18 protein-coding genes are annotated in these 21,420 nt (G+C 62.6%); 9 read left to right on the top strand and 9 right to left on the bottom strand.

The features are described from left to right. Nucleotides 1-3 precede the first annotated feature (3 nt). Complete coding sequence (locus ASC80_RS18065) at nucleotides 4-666, bottom strand: MBL fold metallo-hydrolase (protein WP_056300971.1); 663 nt, start codon at nucleotides 664-666, stop codon at nucleotides 4-6. A gap of 126 nt (nucleotides 667-792) precedes the next feature. Between ASC80_RS18065 and ASC80_RS18060 the strand changes: the two genes are divergently transcribed. After that, entirely contained in the window at nucleotides 793-1,281 is a 489-nt protein-coding gene (locus ASC80_RS18060) for an MmcB family DNA repair protein (RefSeq protein WP_056300127.1), read from the top strand. 14 nt (nucleotides 1,282-1,295) lie between these two features. On the opposite strand, the gene ASC80_RS18055 is transcribed toward ASC80_RS18060, so the two are convergent. The 4 genes from ASC80_RS18055 to ASC80_RS18040 all read right to left on the bottom strand — a co-directional run bounded on the left by ASC80_RS18055 (nucleotide 1,296) and on the right by ASC80_RS18040 (nucleotide 4,752). Next, complete coding sequence (locus tag ASC80_RS18055; protein ID WP_244487309.1) at nucleotides 1,296-1,865, bottom strand: biliverdin-producing heme oxygenase; 570 nt, start codon at nucleotides 1,863-1,865, stop codon at nucleotides 1,296-1,298. Between the two features lie 384 nt (nucleotides 1,866-2,249). Then, on the bottom strand, nucleotides 2,250-2,777 hold the full coding sequence (locus ASC80_RS18050; RefSeq protein WP_056300125.1) for an ActR/PrrA/RegA family redox response regulator transcription factor: 528 nt from the start codon (nucleotides 2,775-2,777) through the stop codon (nucleotides 2,250-2,252). Nucleotides 2,778-2,926: 149 nt separating this feature from the next. Next, the gene (locus tag ASC80_RS18045; protein ID WP_056300121.1) at nucleotides 2,927-4,261 is read right to left on the bottom strand and encodes an ActS/PrrB/RegB family redox-sensitive histidine kinase; all 1,335 of its coding nucleotides are present in this window, start codon (nucleotides 4,259-4,261) and stop codon (nucleotides 2,927-2,929) included. An 83-nt stretch (nucleotides 4,262-4,344) separates the two neighbouring features. Further along, nucleotides 4,345-4,752 carry a GFA family protein gene (locus tag ASC80_RS18040; protein ID WP_056300118.1) on the bottom strand — a complete coding sequence of 136 codons (408 nt, stop codon included), beginning with the start codon at nucleotides 4,750-4,752 and terminating at the stop codon, nucleotides 4,345-4,347. A gap of 230 nt (nucleotides 4,753-4,982) precedes the next feature. On the opposite strand from ASC80_RS18040, the gene ASC80_RS18035 reads away from it, so the two are divergent. Then, on the top strand, nucleotides 4,983-6,308 hold the full coding sequence (locus ASC80_RS18035; RefSeq protein WP_056300115.1) for a polyhydroxyalkanoate depolymerase: 1,326 nt from the start codon (nucleotides 4,983-4,985) through the stop codon (nucleotides 6,306-6,308). Nucleotides 6,309-6,558: 250 nt separating this feature from the next. Further along, nucleotides 6,559-7,398 (top strand): M48 family metallopeptidase, encoded by an 840-nt coding sequence (locus ASC80_RS18030; protein WP_056300112.1) that lies wholly within the window; start codon nucleotides 6,559-6,561, stop codon nucleotides 7,396-7,398. Between the two features lie 119 nt (nucleotides 7,399-7,517). Here the strand turns inward: ASC80_RS18030 and ASC80_RS18025 are convergent, their stop codons facing one another. Further along, complete coding sequence (locus tag ASC80_RS18025) at nucleotides 7,518-9,761, bottom strand: transglycosylase domain-containing protein (protein ID WP_056300109.1); 2,244 nt, start codon at nucleotides 9,759-9,761, stop codon at nucleotides 7,518-7,520. A gap of 198 nt (nucleotides 9,762-9,959) precedes the next feature. Here ASC80_RS18025 and ASC80_RS18020 point away from each other — a divergent pair, with 198 nt between their 5' ends. Continuing rightward, nucleotides 9,960-10,391, top strand: a complete 432-nt coding sequence (locus tag ASC80_RS18020; RefSeq protein WP_056300106.1) for a DUF1330 domain-containing protein — start codon at nucleotides 9,960-9,962, stop codon at nucleotides 10,389-10,391. 6 nt (nucleotides 10,392-10,397) lie between these two features. Here ASC80_RS18020 and ASC80_RS18015 read toward each other — a convergent pair whose 3' ends face one another. Beyond that, complete coding sequence (locus ASC80_RS18015) at nucleotides 10,398-10,763, bottom strand: DUF1304 domain-containing protein (RefSeq protein ID WP_082512654.1); 366 nt, start codon at nucleotides 10,761-10,763, stop codon at nucleotides 10,398-10,400. Between the two features lie 80 nt (nucleotides 10,764-10,843). Continuing rightward, nucleotides 10,844-13,639, bottom strand: a complete 2,796-nt coding sequence (locus ASC80_RS18010; protein ID WP_056300103.1) for a [protein-PII] uridylyltransferase — start codon at nucleotides 13,637-13,639, stop codon at nucleotides 10,844-10,846. 300 nt (nucleotides 13,640-13,939) lie between these two features. Here ASC80_RS18010 and ASC80_RS18005 point away from each other — a divergent pair, with 300 nt between their 5' ends. The 4 genes from ASC80_RS18005 (at nucleotide 13,940) to ASC80_RS17990 (ending at nucleotide 17,225) form a co-directional block, all read left to right on the top strand. After that, nucleotides 13,940-14,914, top strand: coding sequence for an aliphatic sulfonate ABC transporter substrate-binding protein (locus tag ASC80_RS18005; protein ID WP_056300102.1), 975 nt, complete (start codon nucleotides 13,940-13,942; stop codon nucleotides 14,912-14,914). Between the two features lie 122 nt (nucleotides 14,915-15,036). Continuing rightward, nucleotides 15,037-15,873 carry an ABC transporter permease gene (locus ASC80_RS18000; protein WP_056300099.1) on the top strand — a complete coding sequence of 279 codons (837 nt, stop codon included), beginning with the start codon at nucleotides 15,037-15,039 and terminating at the stop codon, nucleotides 15,871-15,873. Then, a complete protein-coding gene (locus ASC80_RS17995; protein WP_056300095.1) occupies nucleotides 15,873-16,655 on the top strand; it encodes an ABC transporter ATP-binding protein in 783 nt (260 codons plus the stop codon). The genes ASC80_RS18000 and ASC80_RS17995 overlap by 1 nt, the downstream gene beginning before the upstream one ends. A gap of 57 nt (nucleotides 16,656-16,712) precedes the next feature. Further along, nucleotides 16,713-17,225, top strand: coding sequence for an OsmC family protein (locus tag ASC80_RS17990; RefSeq protein ID WP_056300093.1), 513 nt, complete (start codon nucleotides 16,713-16,715; stop codon nucleotides 17,223-17,225). A gap of 6 nt (nucleotides 17,226-17,231) precedes the next feature. Here ASC80_RS17990 and mutS read toward each other — a convergent pair whose 3' ends face one another. Then, a complete protein-coding gene (gene mutS / locus ASC80_RS17985; RefSeq protein WP_056300089.1) occupies nucleotides 17,232-19,970 on the bottom strand; it encodes a DNA mismatch repair protein MutS in 2,739 nt (912 codons plus the stop codon). Nucleotides 19,971-20,206: 236 nt separating this feature from the next. Between mutS and pcaF the strand changes: the two genes are divergently transcribed. Next, on the top strand, nucleotides 20,207-21,415 hold the full coding sequence (gene pcaF / locus ASC80_RS17980) for a 3-oxoadipyl-CoA thiolase (protein WP_056300087.1): 1,209 nt from the start codon (nucleotides 20,207-20,209) through the stop codon (nucleotides 21,413-21,415). Nucleotides 21,416-21,420 lie beyond the last annotated feature (5 nt).

Genomic DNA, 21,420 nt, shown 5'->3' with positions numbered 1-21,420 from the left:
GGCTTACATCGCGCCGTTCAGGAACGGGTTGGTCATGCGTTCGTGGCCGATGTTCGATCCCGGCCCGTGGCCGCAGATGAAGCCGACATGATCGCCGAGCGGCAGCAGCTTGTCCTTGATCGAGCGGATCAGCGTGGCGTGGTCGCCACCGGGCAGGTCGGTGCGGCCGACGGATCCATTGAACAGCACGTCGCCGACCAGCGCGAAACCCATCTCCTTGTTGGCGAACACCACGCTGCCCGGCGAATGGCCGGGGCAATGCAGGATGTCGAAAGTCAGTTCGCCGATCTGGGTCTGATCGCCTTCGTCGAGCCAGCGATCCGGTGTGAAATTGCGCACGTCGGTCATGCCGAAATTCGCACCGCTTTCGACGACATGGTCGAGCATATACTTGTCGGCGACATGCGGCCCCACGATCGGCACCTTGAGCGCGTCGCGCAATTCGGCGGCCCCGCCGACATGGTCGATGTGACCATGGGTCAGCCAGATCTGCTCCACCGTGATGCCGGCCTGTTTGATTGCAGCGAGGATCTGCGGGACGTCCCCGCCGGGATCGATAACGACGCCACGCTTGGTGGCTTGGTCCCAGAGCAGCGTGCAGTTTTGTTGAAACGGCGTCACCGGGATAATGGCGGCGCGCGCTTTAGCGGCTTGTTCCTGTTCCATGGTGCCTTTTTCGCATACGCCCTTGCGGGTTGTGAAGGGAATTTCGGCTGACGGCAGAAATTGTGACCGCAGGATTCGCCATTTTGCCGCTGAGGGTGAGGGCTGCATCTGTTATAGAATGAAGCGATGAATTCCCTGCTTCAATCTCCCGCCGTCACACTGCCGCCGGATCGCCGCCAGTCCGAAACCGCGCTGGCGATTGCGCGCGGCACCGCGCGGTTTCTGGCGTCACTGGGATTCTCGTGCGTCACCGAGGTGACATTGCCGTCAGGCAGGCGGGCCGATCTCGTCGCGATGAACGAACGCGGCGACATCTGGATCGTCGAAATCAAGTCGTCGCTCGAGGATCTGCGGGCCGATCAGAAATGGCAGGATTATCGTGCCCATTGCGATCGGCTGTTTTTTGCGTTCACGCAGGATTTGCCGTGCGAGGTGTTTCCCAACGATACCGGCCTGATCGTTGCCGACGCCTATGGGGCGCACCTGCATTGCGATGCTCCGGAACATCGGTTGCCGGCCGCGACGCGCAAGGTGATGATGATGCGGTTCGGGCTGGTCGCGGCGCGACGGATCAATCGTCTGGTCGATCCGCAGGGTCACGCCGGAATTGAATAACGTAGGCAGTCTCTTTATTCAGCAGCAACGCTCACCACCGGAATCAGCGTGCTATCGAACATCCCGAAAGCGATCTGAGCGCCTTCAACCACCCCTTCGACGTCAGCGCGGGTCTCAGGGTGGCTTTCGAGCGCGGCGAGGAACAGCGGCCATAGCCGTTTGCCGAAACCGTGCCGCAGATATTGCGTTGCGCCTATAGCGCTGGATTCCGGCTGCTGGTGCGCCAGTCGCATCAGCATCGTCCGCGCACTCATTCGCGACGCCTCCAGCACGTAGACGACTCCGAGCATCCTCGCTGTGTCGTTGAAATGCGGCACCGGCAGCGGATCGCACGAGACGTCCATCACGGTCAGATCGTGTTCGAGTGCCGGGGTTCTCGCGCGCTGCGGCCAGTCGCGCAGAATGGTTTCGATGCCGCCGGCTTCGAGCGCGGTTTCCAGCGGGAACAGAGCTTCTGCCTGACCGCGCAGGAATCCTGCGTAATAGCGCGGCTTGCTCAGATCGAGAGATGCAAGTGCCATATCGAGCCGGCGGCTCGATGTCCTGGTCGCATCCTGCACAATATCCTGGATCAATGTGCCCATCAGATTGCCTGCGATGAACCGAATGCCGGGAGATGGGGTCTCCCGCCCTACGCAACGCTCACGACAACGGGGTGTTATCTCGCGTCACGACGATCTCTCGCGCCGGGACCAGCGAGCCCAGCAACGTGGCGACATAACTTTGGGTTACGGTGACAGGACTGGACGGCCGCCCGCGCACGGTGACCCGAGGTGCGGCGAGTGCGTTGTGATGCCAGTCGATCCGATAGTCCTCAACCAGACCGAGCCCCTGGTCGCCTCGAGGCGAGTGGAAATATCGATGTGTCGAGCCTTGCGCATGTCCAACGCCGCAGCTTCGCTGCGTCCTTTCCTGACGATCCGCGCCATTAACGCGATCCCGGTCAGAAAAGTTCCGCGGACGGCAGGTCAGCGCGGCGCGCGCTTCGCCAGGATTCGCTGCAGGGTGCGGCGGTGCATGTTGAGCCGCCGGGCGGTCTCCGACACGTTGCGGTTACACATTTCGTAGATGCGCTGGATGTGTTCCCAACGTACGCGGTCCGCCGACATCGGGTTCTGCGGCAGTTCGGATTTGTCCGATCCAGTTGCCAGCAAAGCCGCGACGACATCGTCGGCATCGGCGGGTTTGGAGAGATAGTCCACCGCGCCGAGTTTCACCGCGGTGACGGCGGTGGCGATATTGCCGTAGCCGGTCAGGACGATGGCCCGGGCATCGGCGCGCTTGTCCTTGAGGGCGGCAACAACATCAAGACCATTGCCGTCGCCGAGCCGCAGATCGACCACCGCGAACGCCGGCGCGCCGCTGGCGATGTGAGCGAGGCCATCGGCCACATTGTCGCAAGCCGTCACGGTGAAGCCGCGGCTTTCCATGGCGCGGGACAGGCGATCGAGAAATGCCCGGTCGTCCTCGACGATCAGGAGCGATCGGTCGGGCATGGCGGAAATCGCGGCGCTGGGGGTCGCGGCTTGAACGGATGCGGTCACGGCAGAGGCCCTCGTTGATATGTGTCTTCGATATGGCGTGACATTGTGGCGCTGTGAAGTGCGTCGAGAAGTCCAGTCGCATAAATGATGATTTTCACCGGTTAGAGCCTCGAATTCGCAGGAGTTTCGTCCGTTTCGAAGCTTTCTCGCGGCCATGCTATGCTGACCACGGCTCCGTGATCGGGAAAAACCCGGTTGCTGAAGGTAATCCGGGCACCGGAGCGCTCCAGCAGGGTGCGGGCGATAAACACGCCAAGACCCAGTCCACGGCGCTCGCCCGCATCCTCGCCGGGCCGCCGTCGTGACAGATAAGGCTCGCCAATGCGCTTGAGAATGTCAGGAGCGATGCCGGGCCCGTCGTCCGAGATGACGATCTCGACCCGCTCGTTGTTCCACCATGCATTGACCTCGACATTTTCCCGCGCGAAGTCGACCGCGTTCTCCATGAAGTTGCCGACGCCGTAGAGAATCGCGGGATTCCGCATAACGACCGGCTCGTCGGTGTCGGAGTGGGCCATCCGGACCTTGATCGAAATGCCGAAGTCGCGATGAGGTGCGACCGTTTCCTCGATCAGCGACGAGATCGGCATCCGGTCAAACGGGGCGCCGCTGGACGACAGTTGCGCGATCTTGGCCAGAATGTCGCGACAGCGCTGCGCCTGCTCGCGGATAGTTTTGAGATCGCCTCTGACCTGATCGTCGAGCTGGCCGTTGTCCTGGGCGACTTTTTCGAGTTCCCGCGAAATCAGGAAAATCGTCGACAGCGGCGTCCCGAGTTCATGAGCGGCTGCGGCAGCCAGCCCATCGAGCTGGGTCAAATGCTGCTCGCGCGTCAGCACCAGTTCGGTTGCGGCCAGCGCATCGGAGAGCTTGCGCGCCTCCTCCGTCACCTGAAAGGCGTAAAGGCTGGTAACGCCGATCGCGAGCAGAATCGAGAGCCAGACCCCGACCATGTAGACGAGGGGCAGCACCAGCGGCTCGGTATTGTCCCACGGCAGCGGCAGATGGAAGAAGGCGAGCGCGGTGGCGCAGGCGGCCGCCAGAATTCCGAGTGCAATGGTGAAGCGGGTCGGGAGCGCGGTGGCCGAAATCAGGACCGGCGCGAGAAACAGAAACGAGAACGGATTTTGCAGCCCGCCGGTCAGGAACAGCAGCGCAGCGAGTTCTGCAATATTGACGGCGAGCAGCAGCGCTGCGTAAGGCGGTTCGAGCCGGTGGACCGGATCGAACATGATCTGCAGCGCGATGTTCAGCAGCACCGACAGGCCGACGATCGCCAGACAGGGCAGGATCGGCAGATCGAAGCCGAGACCTTGCGAGACCACAAAAATCGCCGCCAACTGGCCCAGCATCGCCAGCCAGCGCAATCGCAAAACGGTATCGAGACGGACGTAACGGCGAGGCTGTCGGAAATCGGTATCGGCAATGTCGCTCATGCGCCGATCCTATCCGCCGGGCATCAGGATCACAAACGCAGGCTGTTGCACAAGCGGCGCGACGGCGATTTTCGTCGCGATGACTATCGCTCCGGCAGTCGCTCGAAGGCTGGCACGCCGTCGGGGATCTGGTGGAAGGGTTGCTTGTCGATCGTGTAGATCGCCATCCGCGCAGTACCGAACAGACCTGGATCGTCGAGGGTGCCGATTTTCAGGATGATCGCAGGCTGGCCCGGTCGCCGAGTGATCAGGTGCGTGCCGCATTCGGCGCAGAATTCGCGGGTCACGGCGCTTTCAAGGTCATTGCGCGAAAACTGTTTGGGCGTGCCGGCAGTGTAGCGGAAGCCTTCGGGCGGCATCAGCATGAACAGGTTCGGAGCACCGCCGCTGATATACTGACATTCGCGGCAGTAGCATTGCGCTTTCAGCGTCGGCTTGCCTTCAGCCACGTAGCGCACCTTGCCGCAATAACATCCGCCTTCGAGCTTCATGACGTTCCCCTGATTGCGAGGGACTTATTTCAGCGCCCGCGATTTCGCTTGGCAATTCTTTTCGGCACCGCCGTTACAGCCAAATGGCCTCCAAAATGAGCCGATTCCGGTTCCAGCCTTAATAATCAGCCGATAACCATGTGCGGAATTAGGCCCAAGCGCATTGACGCTTTGTCGCAGGCCCGACAGTATGCTGCACTGCGGAACCGGGAATCAGGGAATCGGATCAGATGCCTATTGGTGAATTCGGCAGGCCTCCTGCGCTGCCAATCGAAGTCAGCCCGGCGCTGACCACGCCGATGTACTGGATGTACGAGATGGGGCAGGCCTCACTCAATCCAGCGCGGGCGTTCGCCGACGCCACCCGGCTGATGTTCCAGAATCCGCTCAATCCGTTTTCCACCACCGAGTTTGGCAAGTCCGTCGCCGCCAGTTGTGAGGTATTCGAGCGCACCACCCGGCGCTACGGCAAACCGGAGTGGGGCATCGACGAGACCGAGGTCAACGGCGTCCGCACGCCGGTCGAAATCAAGTTGGTCTGGGAGAAACCGTTCTGCCGTGTTTTGCATTTTGAGCGCAAGTTCGCCCGGCCTTTGCGCGAGCCGCAGCCGCGCGTGCTGCTGGTGGCTCCGATGTCCGGCCACTACGCGACACTGTTGCGCGGCACGGTCGAGGCATTTTTGCCCGGTCACGACGTTTACATCACCGACTGGTCGGATGCGCGCATGGTGCCTGTAGCTGCGGGGCGCTTCGATCTTGAAGACTACGTCGACTACGTGATCGAGATGCTGCACGCACTCGGCGGCAATGTTCATGTTGTCGCTGTGTGCCAGCCTTCTGTGCCGGTTCTTGCGGCGGTCTCGGTGATGGAAGCGGCAAAGGACCCCTATGTCCCGACGTCGATGACATTGATGGGTGGGCCGATCGACACGCGGCGCAATCCGACGGCGGTGAACAATCTCGCGGCCGAAAAGGGCATCGACTGGTTCCGCAACAACGTCATCACCAAGGTGCCGTTTCCGCATCCCGGCTTCATGCGCGACGTCTATCCGGGCTTCCTGCAGCTCACCGGCTTCGTGAGCATGAATCTCGATCGCCACATGGATGCGCACAAGAATCTGTTCAGCAATCTCGTCAAGGGCGATGGCGATCTCGTCGACAAGCATGTCGAGTTCTACGACGAATATCTCGCGGTTATGGATCTGACCGCGGAATTCTATCTGCAGACGGTCGATGTGGTGTTCGTGAAGCACGCTCTGCCGCTCGGTCAGATGACCCATCGCGGCAAACCGGTCGATCCGTCGCAGATCCGTCGTGTTGCATTGATGACGGTCGAGGGTGAGCACGACGACATTTCAGGTCTTGGCCAGACCGAGGCTACCCACGGCCTTTGTTCGTCGATCCCGGACGACCGCCGGGTGCATTATGTGCAGAAGGCCGTCGGCCATTACGGTGTGTTTAACGGTTCGCGCTTCCGCTCCGAAATTGTGCCGCGCATTTCCGATTTTATGGTTTCAGCGGCTCGCATTAAGGTCGCTCTTGCGGCTGCGGAATAGGGTGAACGGGCAGGATGTGGCGAAAAATGCCGTGTTTTCGGCATTTTGGTGCAGGTCACCTTCCGTTTTACGATCTGCGATTTAAGCTATTGATTTTATAGAGAAATCCAGCGTTTACAGATGTGGCGACGGAGTGAACTTCTGCTCAGGTCGTTCGAGCAGGTTCCATTATAAGATTGAATCCGCATTTCATGTTTCTTGACCCCGGATGTGGGAGGTCAACGCCCGGTATCTACGATATATTGGGCAAATGATTTGTTTTTGCGCCGATGAATTTCACTGGCGGCGGATATGGCAGAATCCCGGCGATTTCCTGCTGTCCGGACCTGCTGACATGGCCTTTCGCGCACTTCTTTATCGTCGTCCCACCGAACCCCGCACCATCGCGGTCAAAATTGGGGCGGCGATCTACCCGATTCAGTTGCGGCGACATCGCCGCGCGCGGCGATACACGCTGCGCATTCATCCGAGCGCGCGTCAGGCCATTCTCACCATGCCACCGCGCGGAAATCTCGCCGACGCCAAGGATTTCGCGCAACGTCATGGCGCCTGGATCGCGGCGCGGCTCGGCGGGTTGCCGAAAGCAGCGCCGTTCGCGCCGGGGACATCGGTTCCGCTGCGCGGCGTCGCGCACAGAATTGTTCATCGCTCCGGTGAACGCGGCACGGTGTGGACTGAGACACGCGACAGCGGTGATAAAATCCTCTGTGTTGCCGGGGGGATAGAGCATATCGATCGCCGCGTTCACGATTTTCTCAAGCGCGAGGCTCGCCGCGAACTGGCCAAGGCCTCGCAGCACTACGCGGATGCACTCGGCGTGAAGGTGAAGCGCATCACCATCCGCGATCAATCGAGCCGCTGGGGTTCGTGCACCTCGGCGGGATCGTTGTCATTCTCGTGGCGTCTGATCCTCGCGCCGGCTTACGTGCTCGATTATCTAGCTGCCCATGAAGTCGCGCATCTGGTCGAGATGAATCACTCGCCGCGATTCTGGAGGGTCGTTGCGCGGATTTGTCCGCCAACGGAACGCGCCAAGAAGTGGCTCGATGTTCACGGCAACGATCTTCATCGTTATGGTGTCGATGAGTAATCGGGTCGATCAATCGTCGCTCAGATGGCCGGGTTCGTTCCCGGCCATTTTCATTTTGGATTGCAGGATACATTGCGCGTCGCGCCGATCGCGCCGATCGCGCGGCAACGCGCGACAGTCTAGCGTCGGCCACCGAACAAACGATCCACCAGCCAGCCATCGAGGCCGTTCGATGCTTCAGGTCGCGTCGATGTTCGCGTGACACGCGGGTTCGCTGCGGCGTTGGCTTGCGGCGGATACGGATAGGGCGACGGCGTATCCGGTGTCGGCGGAGCAGGCGGTGCGCTTTGCCGTCCCGGCGACTGGAACATGCTCGACAGGAATCCACCCCGCGGCGCTCGCGGCAGTTCCGCGACCGGCACATTCTGATGCGCGGCCTTCATGAAACGGGTCCACACCTCGACCGGCAATCCGCCGCCCGTGGCCTTGTGGGTCGGCGAGTTGTCATCGTTGCCGAACCAGACGCCGGTGACGAGATTGGCGGTGTAGCCGATGAACCAGGCATCGCGGAAATCCTGACTGGTGCCGGTCTTGCCGGCGGCGGACCAGCCGGGAATGTCGGCCTTGCGCGCGGTTCCTGTCACCAATGTCTCGTGCATCATGGAATTCATCATGCCGACGTAGCGCGGATCGATGACTTGCGCCGCCGGATCGGCTGGCCGGACGTAGAGCACCTTGCCGGCCGGCGTGCGGATCCGGTTGATGACATGCGGCGATACGCTGCGGCCGCCATTGGCAAACGGCGCGTAGGCGCCGACCAGTTCTGTAAGTGACACCTCAGAGGTGCCGAGCGCGATCGACGGGTTCGGATCGAGCTTCGAGGCGATGCCGAGCCGGTGGGCCGTGCGCACCACAGCGGCGGGGCCGACCTCGATGCCGAGCCGCACCGCGACGGTGTTCAGCGACATCGCCAGCGCTTGCGTCAGCGTCACCGCACCGAAATATTCGTGGCTGTAATTCTCCGGCTTCCAGCCCTTGAGCGCGAGGGGCGCATCCTGGCGGATGGTGTCCGGCGTCAGGCCCGCTTCGATCGCGGTCAGATAGACGAAGGGTTTGAAAGCCGAGCCGGGCTGGCGTTTCGCGGTGACGGCACGGTTGAACTGGCTTTCGGCGTAATTGCGACCGCCGACCATCGCGCGCACGGCTCCGGTCGGAGTCATGGCAACCATCGCGCCCTGCGTGACCTTGAATTTCACGCTCTTTGCAGCGAGTTCGTCGATTACGGCGGCTTCAGCGACGCTCTGCAGTTTCGGATCGATCGAGGTTTCGACAACGATGTTCTGCTCGACCTGCCCGATGAGATCGTCGAGCACTTCGCCGATCCAGTCCGCGACGTAGTTGATGGTGCCGGCGCCCGCCGGCTTCATCGCGTAGGACGGATGGACGATCGCCGCCTTGGCCTGGGCCTCGGTGATGAACTTGCCGTCGGCCATGGCGTTGAGCACGAGTTTCGCGCGCGCTTCCGCCCCTTCGGGGTTGCGGTTCGGCGCCAGCCGCGACGGCGATTTGACCAGTCCCGCCAGCATTGCAGCTTCGGGAAGCGTCACGTTGCGCGCCGACTTTCCAAAGTATTTCTGTGCCGCCGCTTCGACGCCGTAGGCGCCAGAGCCGAAATAGACGCGGTTGAGATAAAGCTCGAGAATATCGTTCTTGGAGTATTTGCGCTCCAGCCATAGTGCCAGTTCGGCTTCCTGCAGCTTGCGCTGGATTGTTCGTTCCTGCGTGAGGAACAGGTTCTTCGCGAGTTGCTGGGTCAGCGTCGAGCCGCCCTGCGACACTCCCCGATGGAGCACGTTGGCAAGCGCCGCGCGTGCGATGCCGGTCGGGTCGATACCGAAATGCGAATAGAAGCGCCGGTCCTCGATGGCGATGAAAGCCTTCGGCAGGTACGGCGGCAGTTCTTTCAGCGAGACATTGGCGCCCGGCATCTCGCCGCGTGTGGCGATCACGCTGCCATCGGTGCCGACGATCTGGATGGTCGGCGGTCGCTTGGGGATTTCGAGCGATTGAATCGGCGGCAGATGCGCGCCGACCCAGACGATGACGCCGCCGGTTGCGATCACCGCCCACAGACTCAGCACCGCGCCCCAATAAACAAGGCGGCCGATGCTCCCTCGCGTACGATTGCGCGATGCTTTCTTGTCTTTCTTCGTCTGAGTGCGGGTCTTGCCCGGCTTGCGCTCGCGCGGCGCGTCGTCTTCTTCGTCGCGGGAACTATTGCGTGGACTCGCGCGCCGTTTCGGCTTGTTGTCGCCCGAATTGCCGACGCGATCCGACGCACTGAGGCGCAGGCCGTCAAGCGGTGACGAAGCCTCGAACTTAGGCTCCTTGCGTCCGCCTGATTTTTTTCGCCCCAACGCCATTCACAACGCCCGCACTCATCTACTCGTCAGATCGGCGTGCAGGCTAGCGGTGGCGGTTTAAAGGCACGTTAAGTGAGCGTTAACCTGGCATTAGAGTGTTTGGCGTGTTCCCTGCCGGAACGGCCATTTTCAGCGCTGCGGTCGCCAGTGTAGGCTCGCCGCTATGCACGTCCCAGACATGATCTGAAGGAGACCCGGATGGCTGGCCATATTGATCCCACCAAGGAGACGTTCAAGGCTTTCCGTGAAAGCGTCCGGCCGGGTCCGATCCATATGCTCAATCTGGTGCAACTCTACCCGCAGGCGAAATACCCTGATGGCCGCAAGGCGACCGGGGCAGAAGCCTATGCGAGCTACGGCCGGGAGAGCGGTCCGGTGTTTGAGCGGCTCGGTGGCACGATCGTGTGGCAAGGCCGATTTGAATTGATGCTGATCGGCCCCTCGGAGGAGCACTGGGATCTTTGTTTCATCGCGCAATATCCGTCGGTCGCGGCGTTCGTCGAGATGATCCGCGATCCGGTCTATCGCGAGGCGGTGAAACACCGGCAGGCGGCGGTGGAGGATTCACGCCTCATTCGCTTGGCGCCGCTTACGCCCGGCAAGAATTTTGGCGAGCCGCCATCGGCGTGAGGGCTGCTAGCTCGCGAGCCAAAGGCAGATCAGCGCAATCGCGGCCGGTAGGGCCTGCACCATGGTGATGCGCTTGCTGACGGAGTAGCCGCCATAGAGACCGGCCACGATCACGCAGAGCAGGAAAAACACCGCGATCTGGAAACCGAACGCCGGATTGGGATGAAGCAGGCTCCAGATCAGGCCGGCGGTGAGGAAGCCATTATACAGACCCTGATTGGCGGCGAGCACGGCGGTATCGGCCGCTTTCGCCGGGGTATTGCCGAAGGTCTTCAGGCCTTGCGGCTTGGTCCAGAGGCACATCTCGAGAATGAGAAAATAGGCGTGCAGCGCCGCCACCAGCACGACCAGACATTTCGCGACGTAGATCATTGTGCCCCCCGAGACAGATTGATCGCTAACGGTATTACGCCGCGCGGCAAAGACGATGGGGACTCTGAAGGGCGCGGATGTCAGGCGGCAGGCTTGTCGGCCGCGTCACCGTTGGCGAGCAGGTGAACCACCGCGCGCTTGATCGCGGCCTGCCGGGTCGGCGCGGTGATCTGCGCGCCGAGAAGGTCGGTGACATAGAACACGTCGCGCGCCCGCTCGCCAAAGGTCGCGACGTGCGCCGAGGCGATGTTGAGGTTGAGCTTCGAGATGGCGGTGGTGAGCTGATACAGCAGGCCCGGCCGGTCGAGACCGGACACCTCAATCACGGTGTAACGATCCGACCACTGGTTGTTGATGACGACTTCCGGTTCGACCACGAAGGGCCGCAGCTTCGGCTTGGCCGCGACGCGACGCGCCATGACTTCGGGCAAGCGCAGTTTGCCCTCGAGGGTCTGTTCGACGATTTCGCCGATCCGGGTGGCGCGTCGTGCCTCGTCTTCGTCGCGATCATATTCGCGGGAAATCGCGATGGTATCGAGCGCGAGCCCGTCGGTCGTGGTGTAGATCTGCGCATCGACGATATTGGCGCCCGCTGACGCGCAGGCGCCGGCGATGATCGACAGCAGCCACGGATGATCGGGCGCGAGGATCGTCAGCTCGGTGACAGCGCGCGCCTCGTCGAAGCCGACATGGATCGAGAGTTTGCCCTTGCTATGCTCGCTGCTCTTGACGAAACGGGCGTGGCGGATCTTGCGCGGCAGGTCGACCTTGAGCCAGTAGGCCGGATAGTGCCGGGCGATGTAGGAGTCGAGTTCGCGCTCCGGCCATTCGTTGAAGGCGGCGCGGAATTCGGCCTGCGCCACCTCGATGCGCTGGGCGCGATTGACCTCGGAGAAGCCGCCGGTCAGCACCGGTTCGGTCTCATAATACAGCGTGCGGATGAGCTGGGCTTTCCAGCCGTTCCACACTCCGGGGCCGACGCCACGGATGTCGGCGGTGGTGAGAATGGTCAGGAGCTTCATATGCTCGACCGACTGCACCACGGCGGCGAAATTCTCGATGGTCTTGCGGTCCGACAGGTCGCGCGATTGCGCCAACGTGGACATCGTCAGATGTTCCTGAATCAGCCAGGCGATCGTCTCGGTGTCGGCGGGATTGAAGCCGAAGCGTGGGCATAGGCGCCTTGCCACCTTCGCCCCGGCGACCGAGTGATCCTCGGGCCGGCCCTTGGCGATATCGTGGAGAAACACGCTCATATAGAGAACTGCGCGGTTTTCCGGCCGGATCTTGCGCATCAGGTCGGTGGTGACGACGAATTCCTCATGGCCGCCGCGCTCGATGTCCTGAAGGATGCCGATGCAGCGCAGCAGGTGCTCGTCCACCGTGTAGTGATGATACATGTTGAACTGCATCATCGAGACGATCTTGCCGAAGGCGCGGATGAACTGGCCGAGCACGCCGGTTTCGTTCATTCGCCGCAGCACGATCTCCGCGTCGTTCGACGTCAGGATCTCCATGAACAGCTTGTTGGCTTCGGAATTTTCGCGCAGCTGCGGCGTGATGAGATTGAGCGAACGGGTGGCGGCGCGCATCGCATCGGGATGGAACGCCAGATTGTTCTTCTGCGCGAGGCGGAAGATACGGATGAGGTTGACGGGATCGTTCTTGAAGACGTCCGGCGCGGCGAGGTTGATGCGATTGTTGTCGATAATGAAATCGCTGCTGCCGGGGACCTTGCTGCGTTTGCGGCTCGGTCGCAGCCGCGCCATCATCCGGCTCAGCACCGGTGCGGGCTTGGCTTCCTGATCCTCGAGCTTGGCGCACAGGATCGCGGTGAGGTCGCCGACGTCCTTCGCCATCAGGAAGTAGTGTTTCATGAAGCGCTCGACATCCTGCATCCCGGGATGCGAGGTGTAGCCGAGCCGCTGCGCGATCTCGCGCTGCATGTCGAACGACAGCCGCTCTTCGGCACGGCCGGTGAAGAAATGCATGTTGCAGCGGACCGACCACAGGAAATCGGCGCAGCGCCGGAAAGTGCGATACTCCTGAGCGTCGAACACGCCCCGTTGGAGCAGTTCCTTGGTGTCGCTGACGCGATAGACGTATTTGGCGATCCAGAACAGCGTGTGCAGGTCGCGTAGTCCGCCCTTGCCGTCCTTGACGTTGGGTTCGACCAGATAGCGCGACTGGCCGGCGCGACGATGGCGCTCCTCGCGCTCGGCAAGCTTGGCGGCGACAAATTCCGCGGCGGTGCCTTGGACGACATCCTTGTCGAAGCGGGTGAGGAGTTCGTCATACAGCGCCGCGTCGCCGGTGAGAAAACGTGTTTCCAGAATTGAGGTGCGGATGGTCATGTCGGCGCGCGCCTGCCGGATCGATTCATCGACCGAGCGCGTGGCGTGTCCGACCTTGAGGCCCATATCCCACAGGCAATACAGGATCGCTTCGGCGACCTGCTCGCCCCACGCTGTCTGCTTGTAGGGAAGCACGAACAGCAGATCGATGTCGGATTCCGGCGCCATCAGTCCACGGCCATAGCCGCCGGTGGCGACCACGGCCATGCGTTCCGAATCCGACGGCGTCGGCGACCGATAGAGGCGTTTGGTGGCGACGTTGAACAGGATGCGGATGATTTCGTCCTGCACGTAACACAGCCGTTCGGCGCAATGCCGCCCATGCCGATCCTTCAGGAGTTCGGCCTGCGCCATGTCGCGCGCGTGCGTGTGTTCGGCCTTGAGAAGTTGCGCCATGGCGGCGCGGAAGGTGTCGTCGTTGCCGGCATGGCGATCGGCCAGCGCGTCGATCTCCCGCGCGATCCGCTCCGGATCGAACTGCAGCAGGTCCTGAGGGGAACGGTCCAATGTCGCGCCATCCATGACAACCGGATATCGGACTGCCAACGCGGTGTCACGAGGGATTGTCGGCGGCTTGGAACATCCCTGCTGACTTGCCCGGCTTACCGGCAATTCCGTGCTGCGCCGGCGTTCGTTTAAGCAACTATTTTCTCGTTGACTCGGTTGTCTAACTTACTGAAATTGCGTGAGTAATTTGCTGTATCGCGCGGCGTCCGAGGCTTGGGGGCTTTGCCGCGACAACGGATTTTATCTCAACCTGCTGGCCGGACTCGCGACGACGGGAACGCGGCATCGACCATTTATCTCACGGAGAAGTGCATCATGTTTTCGATCTCACGGCACGCGTTTGCCGTCATCGTTGCCAGCGTTCTGTTCGCGCCGGGCGCGTTTGCCGCTACCGAAAAACCAAAACAGATCGCGATCGATTGGGCGACCTACAACCCGGTGTCGATGGTCCTGAAGGATAAGGGCCTGCTCGAAAAGGAATTCGCCAAGGACGGGATCAAGATCGTCTGGGTGCAGTCGGCGGGGTCCAACAAGGCGCTCGAATTCCTCAACGCCGGCTCGATCGATTTCGGCTCGACTGCGGGTTCGGCCGCGCTGGTGGCGAAGATCAACGGCAATCCGATCAAATCGATCTATGTCTATTCGCGTCCCGAATGGACCGCGCTGGTTACGACCAAGGATTCCAAGATCACCAAGGTCGCCGATCTCAAGGGCAAGCGCGTCGCGGTAACGCGCGGCACCGATCCGCACATTTTCCTCGTGCGTGCGTTGCTCGATGCCGGACTGACCGAAAAGGACATCACGCCGGTGCTATTGCAGCATCCCGATGGCAAGACCGCGCTCATTCGTGGCGACGTCGATGCGTGGGCCGGGCTCGATCCGATGATGGCGCAGGCCGAACTCGAGGACGGTGCAAAGCTGTTCTATCGCAAGCCTGAAGCCAACACCTGGGGCATCCTGAACGTTCGCGAGGAGTTCCTGAAGGATCATCCCGATCTGGTGCGCCGTGTGCTCGCGGTCTACGAGGAAGCGCGCAAGTATTCGCTCACGCACTACGATGAACTCAAGCACACCTTCATCGCCGTCACCAAGCTGCCGGACGCTGTCGTCGACAAGCAGCTCAAGGAGCGCACCGAGCTTACGCATAACCGCATCGGCGCGCCGCAGCGTGACTCGATTCTCGCGGCTGGTCTTGCGCTCCAGCAGGCGGGCGTCATCAAGAAGGACGTCGACGTCAAGGCTGCGCTGGATTCGCTGGTCGACGATCAGGTGCCGCTACCGACCAACTGATCCGGGCGCCGTCCCACGGTGAACGTGTTTCGGCCCACATGGCGATTGCCTGTGGGCCGTTCGTTTGATCTCGACGCCGCCGATCCGCGGCTTGCATTTTCCGGCCGACGGGCGTTTTAGCTATGTCCATGACACTTGAGACGACTGCACCAGCGACCAGGGCGCTCCCGGGAAACCGCGCACGGCGGTTCGTCCGGCCTGCGCTTGGGCTGTTGCTGCCGCTTGGTCTCGCGGTGGTGTGGGAATTGGCGGTGCGCCTTGGCTTTTCCAATGGCCGGCTGGTGCCGCCGCCGAGTGAAATCTACAGGACATTGACCGAACTCGGCACAAGCGGTGAGTTGAGCCGGCACATCCTGATCACGCTATGGCGCGTCGGCGCCGGCTTCGGACTGGGCGTCGTTGCCGGGACGCTGTTCGGCGCGATCTGCGGCTATTGGCAACTGGCGGCGCGGCTGCTCGATCCGACGCTGCAGGCATTGCGCGCGATCCCATCGATCGCGTGGGTGCCGCTGTTCATTCTGTGGCTCGGTATTTTCGAAATGTCGAAGGTGGCGCTGATCGCGGTCGGCGTGTTCTTTCCAATCTATCTCGGCGTCATGGGCGCGATCCTGTCGGTGGACCGCAAGGTCGTCGAGGTCGGCCGCATCTTCCGGCTCAGCGGACCGGCGATGATCCGCCGCATCTTCCTGCCTGCGGTGCTGCCGGAATACGTCGTGTCGCTGCGCTCCGGCCTCGGTCTTGGCTGGATGTTCGTGGTTGCCGCCGAATTCATGGGCGCATCGCAAGGCCTCGGCTATCTGCTGATCGACGGTCAGCAACTCGGCAAGCCCGCCCAGATCATGGCTGCGATCATCGTGTTTGCGATCCTCGGCAAAACCACCGACTGGCTGATCCAGCTTGCGACGGCGCCGCTGTTGCGCTGGCAGGATTCGTTCAGCACGCACGGAGACAAGAGCTGATGCTTGCGCTCGATCGTGTCGGCAAGATCTATCCCAACGGCGTCAACGCGCTGGAGGGATTTTCCGCGCGCGTCCAGCCCGGCGAGATCGTTGCGATCATCGGGGGGTCGGGATGCGGCAAGTCGACCTTGCTGCGCGCAATCTCCGGCCTCGATCGCGTGACAACGGGCAGTATCTCGCTGGACGGCGCCGCCATCACTGCGCCTCACGAAAAGATCGGCATCATCTTTCAGGAACCGCGATTGCTGCCGTGGCTGACCGTCGCGGACAATATCGGGTTCGGGCTTTCCGGTTTGCCGCCAGCGGAGCGCGCGGACAGGGTCGCCCGCGCGCTGTTGCGTGTCGGGTTGCCGGATAAGGCCGAGGCCTGGCCGCGCGAACTGTCCGGCGGGCAGGCGCAGCGTGTCGCCATTGCCCGCGCGTTGGTGCCGCGTCCCGAAGTGCTGCTGCTCGACGAGCCGTTCTCGGCACTCGATGCCTTTACGCGGACTGATTTGCAGGACCATCTGCTCGACTTGTGGGCCGACACCCGTCCCACGCTGATCCTCGTCACTCATGATGTCGATGAAGCCGTGGTACTCGCGGACCGGATCGTGGTGATGCGGCCGCGGCCGGGACGATTGTTCGAGGAAATCCGGGTCGATCTGACCCGTCCGCGCGATCGTGCCTCGCCGGCGTTCGAGATCGTCAAGCATCAGGTGCTGGCGTCGCTGGATCGTTCGCTCGATCGCGGCGTCCGCCGTCCGATGAATGACTTGCTGACGGTGGGCGAGGGCATATAAGCGGAATGAACCGCGACCGGCAGGGTTGATGCTGGTGTTGTCGAAATGGAGAGTGACATGGACTCGGCCGAACTGCGCGCGATGCAGGCTCCGATCAAGAGCCGCTACAAGGAAGATCCGAAGGCCGCCTTCATCACGCTGAAGGCGAAAGGGTCGCTGGAGAGCGAGGGCCTTTCCTGCAAGGTCGAAACCGGCCGCGCTGCCGCAGCCGTTGCGGGACTTCACCCAGCCACCGGCGGTTCGGGGCTCGAACTGTGCTCCGGCGATATGCTGCTCGAGGCGCTGGTCGCCTGCGCCGGCGTCACGCTGAAATCGGTTGCGACCGCGATCGAGGTGCCGCTCAAATCCGGGCAGGTCAGTGCCGAAGGCGATCTCGATTTTCGTGGCACGCTCGGTGTCGACAAGGAAGCGCCGGTCGGATTTGCGGAAATTCGCCTGCGTTTTGATGTCGATACCGACGCGCCGCAGGAGAAGCTCGATCAGCTTCTGAAACTCACCGAGCGGTATTGCGTGGTCTACCAGACCATCAGGAACGGCCCCAAAGTGAACGTGTCGCTGCACAGGACCTAACGCGAGCTAGGTGGTCTTCGGCAGCTTCGCCTTCAGCGCATAAAGCGCGTCGAGCGCCTCGCGCGGCGACAGTTCGTCGGGATGGATCGCGTTCAGCGCGTCCATCAGCAGCTCCGCCTCAGTTGGCGGCTGCGGTTCGGCGGCAGCGCGCGACGGCACCGCGAACAGCGGCAGGTCATCCACCAGCGCGCGGGCTGTCGATCCACGATCCTGCGCTTCGAGTTTCGCCAGTACCGATTTCGCCCGCGCGATCACCGGCGTTGGCAGGCCGGCGAGCTTTGCCACCTGAATTCCGTAAGAGCGGTCGGCCGAGCCGGGCAGCACTTCGTGCAGGAACACGACGTCGCCCTGCCATTCCTTGACGCGCACGGTGGCGTTGAACAGGCGGGGCAGCTTCGCCGACAGCGCTGTGAGTTCGTGATAATGCGTCGCGAACAGCGCGCGGCACTTGTTGCTTTCGTGCAGATGCTCGATCGATGCCCATGCAATTGACAGACCGTCGAAGGTCGCGGTGCCACGGCCGATCTCGTCGAGAATGACGAGTGCGCGTTCGCCGGCCTGATTGAGAATCGCGGCGGTCTCGACCATTTCAACCATGAAGGTCGAGCGTCCGCGAGCGAGGTCATCTGCCGCGCCGACGCGCGAGAACAGCCGGTCGATCACGCCGATGCGCGCATTTTTCGCTGGCACGTAACTGCCCGTTTGCGCCATCAATGCGATCAGCGCGTTCTGGCGCAGGAAAGTCGATTTACCCGCCATGTTCGGGCCGGTCAGCAGCCAGATCTGGCCTGAAGCCTGTCCCGGTCCGGGCGAGAGATCGCAGGCGTTGGCGATGAATGGTTCGCCCTTGCGCTTGAGGGCCTGTTCGACGACCGGATGCCGACCGCCATCGATGGCAAACGCCAGCGAATCGTCGACATCGGGTCGTACGTAATTTTCGTCGACGGCGAGTTTGGCAAGCGCAGTCGCGACATCGAGGAACGCGAACGCGTGGGCAGCCGCACGCAAATCGTCGCTCGCGGCCATCGCCTGTTCGCACAGCTTGTCGAAGATTTCGAGTTCGAGGCCGAGCGCGCGGTCCCCGGCATTGGCGATCTTGGCTTCGGTTTCGCCGAGTTCGGTGGTGGTGAAGCGCACCTGACCGGCCAGCGTCTGGCGATGGATGAAGGTCGCGTTCAGAGGAGGCGCCATCAGCTTGTCGCCGTGCTGCGCCGTCACTTCGACGAAATAGCCGAGCACGTTGTTGTGGCGGATCTTGAGCGCCTTGATGCCGGTGTCGTCGGCGTAGCGCGCCTGCATCGCCGCAACCACGAGGCGCGAGGCGTCGCGCAGCGAGCGCGTCTCGTCCAGCGCGGCGTGATAGTTCTGGCGGACGAAGCCGCCGTCGCGCTTGAACAGCGGCAGATCGTCGGCCAGGGCGCGGGACAGTTCCTGGGTGAGATCGCGCGAGGGGCGCCGCAATGCGTCCATCGCGGCGAGAATATCGAGCGGCAGGTTTTCGATCTGCGACAATCGCGCCAGCGCGGCGTCGGCGGCAACGATGCCGTCGCGCAGGCCAGCAAGATCGCGCGGCCCGCCGCGTCCGACCGACAGCCGCGCCAGCGCGCGCGACATGTCCGGCGCACCGCGCAGGAAGCCGCGCAGATCCTCGCGTGCCGCGCTGTCATCGACGAAGGTCGCGATGGCGTCCAGCCGCCGCGCAATCGCTGCCGTCTCAGTCAACGGCGCGGCGAGGCGGCGTGCCAGCAGGCGCGATCCCGCAGCCGTCACGGTCGAGTCGATGGCATCGAGCAGTGAACCGCGCCGTTCGCCGGACAGCGTGCGCGTTAGTTCAAGATTGGCGCGCGTTGCCGGATCGATCGCCATCGTCGCGCCGATGGCTTCGCGCGACGGCGGCGACAGTGGCGGACGCTTGCCGACCTGGGTGCGGTCGATATAGGTCACGGCCGCAGCTGCAGCGGTCGCCTCCAGCCGCGACAGCGTGCCGAAGCCGTCCATCGTCGCTACCGCGAAATAATCGCACAACCTGCGTTCGGCCGTAGCGCCGTCGAACACGTCGCGGGTCAGCGGCGTCACCGACGGCAGTTCGCGCAGAAGCGGCCCAAGGTCAGGATCGCTGAACAATGCGTCAGTGACGATCACTTCGTTGGGGTTGATGCGAGCCAGCGTTGCCGACAATTCGCCGGCGCTGCATTCGGTGGCGGTGAACTCCGAGGTCGAAATATCGATCCAGGCGAGGCCGATCCGGTCCTCGCCGCTCGATGAGGCCCGCGCCCGTGCAATCGCCATCAGGTAATTGTTGGCCTTGGGGTCGAGCAGCGTGTCTTCGGTCAGCGTGCCCGGTGTCACCAGCCGGACGACGTCGCGTCGCACGACGCTCTTGTTGCCGCGCTTTCGGGCGGCGGCCGGGTCTTCCATCTGCTCGCAGACTGCGACGCGATGACCAAGTGCGATCAGCCGGTGCAGATAGTCGTCGGATTTCTCCACGGGAACGCCGCACATCGGGATGTCCTGCCCAAGGTGCTTGCCACGCTTGGTCAGCATGATGCCAAGCGCGCGCGATGCGGTTTCGGCGTCCTCGAAGAACAGCTCGTAGAAATCGCCCATCCGGTAGAATAGCAGCAGGCCGGGATTGGCGGCCTTGATCTCAAGGTACTGTTCCATCATCGGCGTCACGCGGCCGTTCACCTCCGGCTCGGGTGCCGGGGTGTCGGTCGGTGCAGGTGGCGTCGAATGGATTGTCATGGCGCGGCACGCTAGCAAAGTTTTGCAGCGCAATCACACCCGGTAGCCCCGGTTATCCGGGTTTTCCGCAGGCCGTTTCCGACAGGCGAAACTCCGGGCCAATGAGGCTGCATATCGGGCAGCCGGATTCGCGGTGCTGCGCGTGCAGCGAGGATTTGACGCCGCCGATACCGCTTCCTAAAACTCAGCCTCATCGTTGTCAGAGATGCGACCGGCCTTGGTCAGGGAGAAACAAGATGCGTGATGTTTTCATTTGCGACGCCGTGCGTACCCCGATCGGCCGTTTCGGCGGCTCGCTGGCCAATGTTCGCGCGGACGATCTCGGCGCAGCGCCCCTGAAGGCCCTGATGGCGCGCAATCCCAAGGTAGATTGGGACGCGCTCGAGGAAGTCTCATACGGCTGCGCCAATCAGGCCGGCGAGGATAATCGCAACGTCGCGCGCATGGCGCTGCTGCTGGCCGGCCTGCCGGAGTCGATTCCTGGCATGACTGTGAACCGGCTGTGCGCCTCGGGGCTCGATGCGGTCGGCGGCGTGGCGCGCTCGATCCGTGCCGGCGAGGTCGATTTCGCCATCGCCGGCGGTGTGGAGTCGATGACGCGTGCTCCTTTTGTCACCGGTAAGGCGTCGGTGCCGTTCCAGCGCACCTTCGAGACCTTCGACACCACCATCGGCTGGCGATTCATCAATCCGCTGCTGAAGCAGCAATATGGCGTCGATTCGATGCCGGAAACCGGTGAGAATGTTGCGGAGGAATTCCAGATCTCGCGTGCCGATCAGGACGCGTTCGCAATCCGCTCGCAGCAGCGCGCCGGCAAGGCGATGGCCTCGGGCTACTTCGCCGAGGAGATCGTGCCGGTTTCTGCACCCGGCGGCAAGAAGGGTCCCATCACGGTGGATGCGGACGAACATCCGCGTCCGGACACCACGTTCGAAGGTCTTGCCAAGCTCAAGCCGATCGTGCGCGGCAACGGTACGGTGACGGCCGGCAATGCCTCCGGCGTCAATGACGGCGCGGCCGCTCTCATTCTCGCCTCGGAAGAGGCGGTCAGGAAGCATGGCCTGACCCCGCGGGCGAAAATTCTCGGCATGGCGTCGGCTGGGGTGCCGCCGCGCATCATGGGCATCGGTCCGGTACCGGCGACGAAGAAGCTGTTGGAGCGTCTCGGCCTCAAGATCAGCGACTTCGATTTGATCGAGCTCAATGAAGCTTTCGCCTCGCAGGGTATTGCCGTGTTGCGCCAGCTCGGCGTCAAGGAAGATGCCGATTTCGTCAACCCGCACGGCGGTGCGATCGCGCTCGGGCATCCGCTCGGCATGAGCGGTGCGCGGCTGGCGTTGACCGCGGTGCACGGGCTGGAAGCGCGCGGCGGCAAACTGGCGCTGGCGACGTTGTGTGTCGGCGTCGGGCAGGGCGTCGCGGTGGCGATCGAGAAAGTGAACTGAGGCGC

The sequence above is a fragment of the Afipia sp. Root123D2 genome (assembly GCF_001425835.1).
Classification (GTDB): domain Bacteria; phylum Pseudomonadota; class Alphaproteobacteria; order Rhizobiales; family Xanthobacteraceae; genus Afipia.
The sequence above is the reverse complement of the archived record's forward strand: the minus strand, read 5'-3'. Positions and strand labels throughout refer to the sequence as shown.

What these genes read in the sequence shown, in the direction of transcription:
- ASC80_RS18065 (WP_056300971.1), bottom strand. Translation starts at nt 666, where the DNA reads ATGGAACAGGAACAAGCCGCTAAAGCGCGCGCCGCCATTATCCCGGTG.
- ASC80_RS18060 (WP_056300127.1), top strand. Translation starts at nt 793, where the DNA reads ATGAATTCCCTGCTTCAATCTCCCGCCGTCACACTGCCGCCGGATCGC.
- ASC80_RS18055 (WP_244487309.1), bottom strand. Translation starts at nt 1,865, where the DNA reads ATGGGCACATTGATCCAGGATATTGTGCAGGATGCGACCAGGACATCG.
- ASC80_RS18050 (WP_056300125.1), bottom strand. Translation starts at nt 2,777, where the DNA reads ATGCCCGACCGATCGCTCCTGATCGTCGAGGACGACCGGGCATTTCTC.
- ASC80_RS18045 (WP_056300121.1), bottom strand. Translation starts at nt 4,261, where the DNA reads ATGAGCGACATTGCCGATACCGATTTCCGACAGCCTCGCCGTTACGTC.
- ASC80_RS18040 (WP_056300118.1), bottom strand. Translation starts at nt 4,752, where the DNA reads ATGAAGCTCGAAGGCGGATGTTATTGCGGCAAGGTGCGCTACGTGGCT.
- ASC80_RS18035 (WP_056300115.1), top strand. Translation starts at nt 4,983, where the DNA reads ATGCCTATTGGTGAATTCGGCAGGCCTCCTGCGCTGCCAATCGAAGTC.
- ASC80_RS18030 (WP_056300112.1), top strand. Translation starts at nt 6,559, where the DNA reads ATGATTTGTTTTTGCGCCGATGAATTTCACTGGCGGCGGATATGGCAG.
- ASC80_RS18025 (WP_056300109.1), bottom strand. Translation starts at nt 9,761, where the DNA reads ATGGCGTTGGGGCGAAAAAAATCAGGCGGACGCAAGGAGCCTAAGTTC.
- ASC80_RS18020 (WP_056300106.1), top strand. Translation starts at nt 9,960, where the DNA reads ATGGCTGGCCATATTGATCCCACCAAGGAGACGTTCAAGGCTTTCCGT.
- ASC80_RS18015 (WP_082512654.1), bottom strand. Translation starts at nt 10,763, where the DNA reads ATGATCTACGTCGCGAAATGTCTGGTCGTGCTGGTGGCGGCGCTGCAC.
- ASC80_RS18010 (WP_056300103.1), bottom strand. Translation starts at nt 13,639, where the DNA reads ATGGATGGCGCGACATTGGACCGTTCCCCTCAGGACCTGCTGCAGTTC.
- ASC80_RS18005 (WP_056300102.1), top strand. Translation starts at nt 13,940, where the DNA reads ATGTTTTCGATCTCACGGCACGCGTTTGCCGTCATCGTTGCCAGCGTT.
- ASC80_RS18000 (WP_056300099.1), top strand. Translation starts at nt 15,037, where the DNA reads ATGTCCATGACACTTGAGACGACTGCACCAGCGACCAGGGCGCTCCCG.
- ASC80_RS17995 (WP_056300095.1), top strand. Translation starts at nt 15,873, where the DNA reads ATGCTTGCGCTCGATCGTGTCGGCAAGATCTATCCCAACGGCGTCAAC.
- ASC80_RS17990 (WP_056300093.1), top strand. Translation starts at nt 16,713, where the DNA reads ATGGACTCGGCCGAACTGCGCGCGATGCAGGCTCCGATCAAGAGCCGC.
- mutS (WP_056300089.1), bottom strand. Translation starts at nt 19,970, where the DNA reads ATGACAATCCATTCGACGCCACCTGCACCGACCGACACCCCGGCACCC.
- pcaF (WP_056300087.1), top strand. Translation starts at nt 20,207, where the DNA reads ATGCGTGATGTTTTCATTTGCGACGCCGTGCGTACCCCGATCGGCCGT.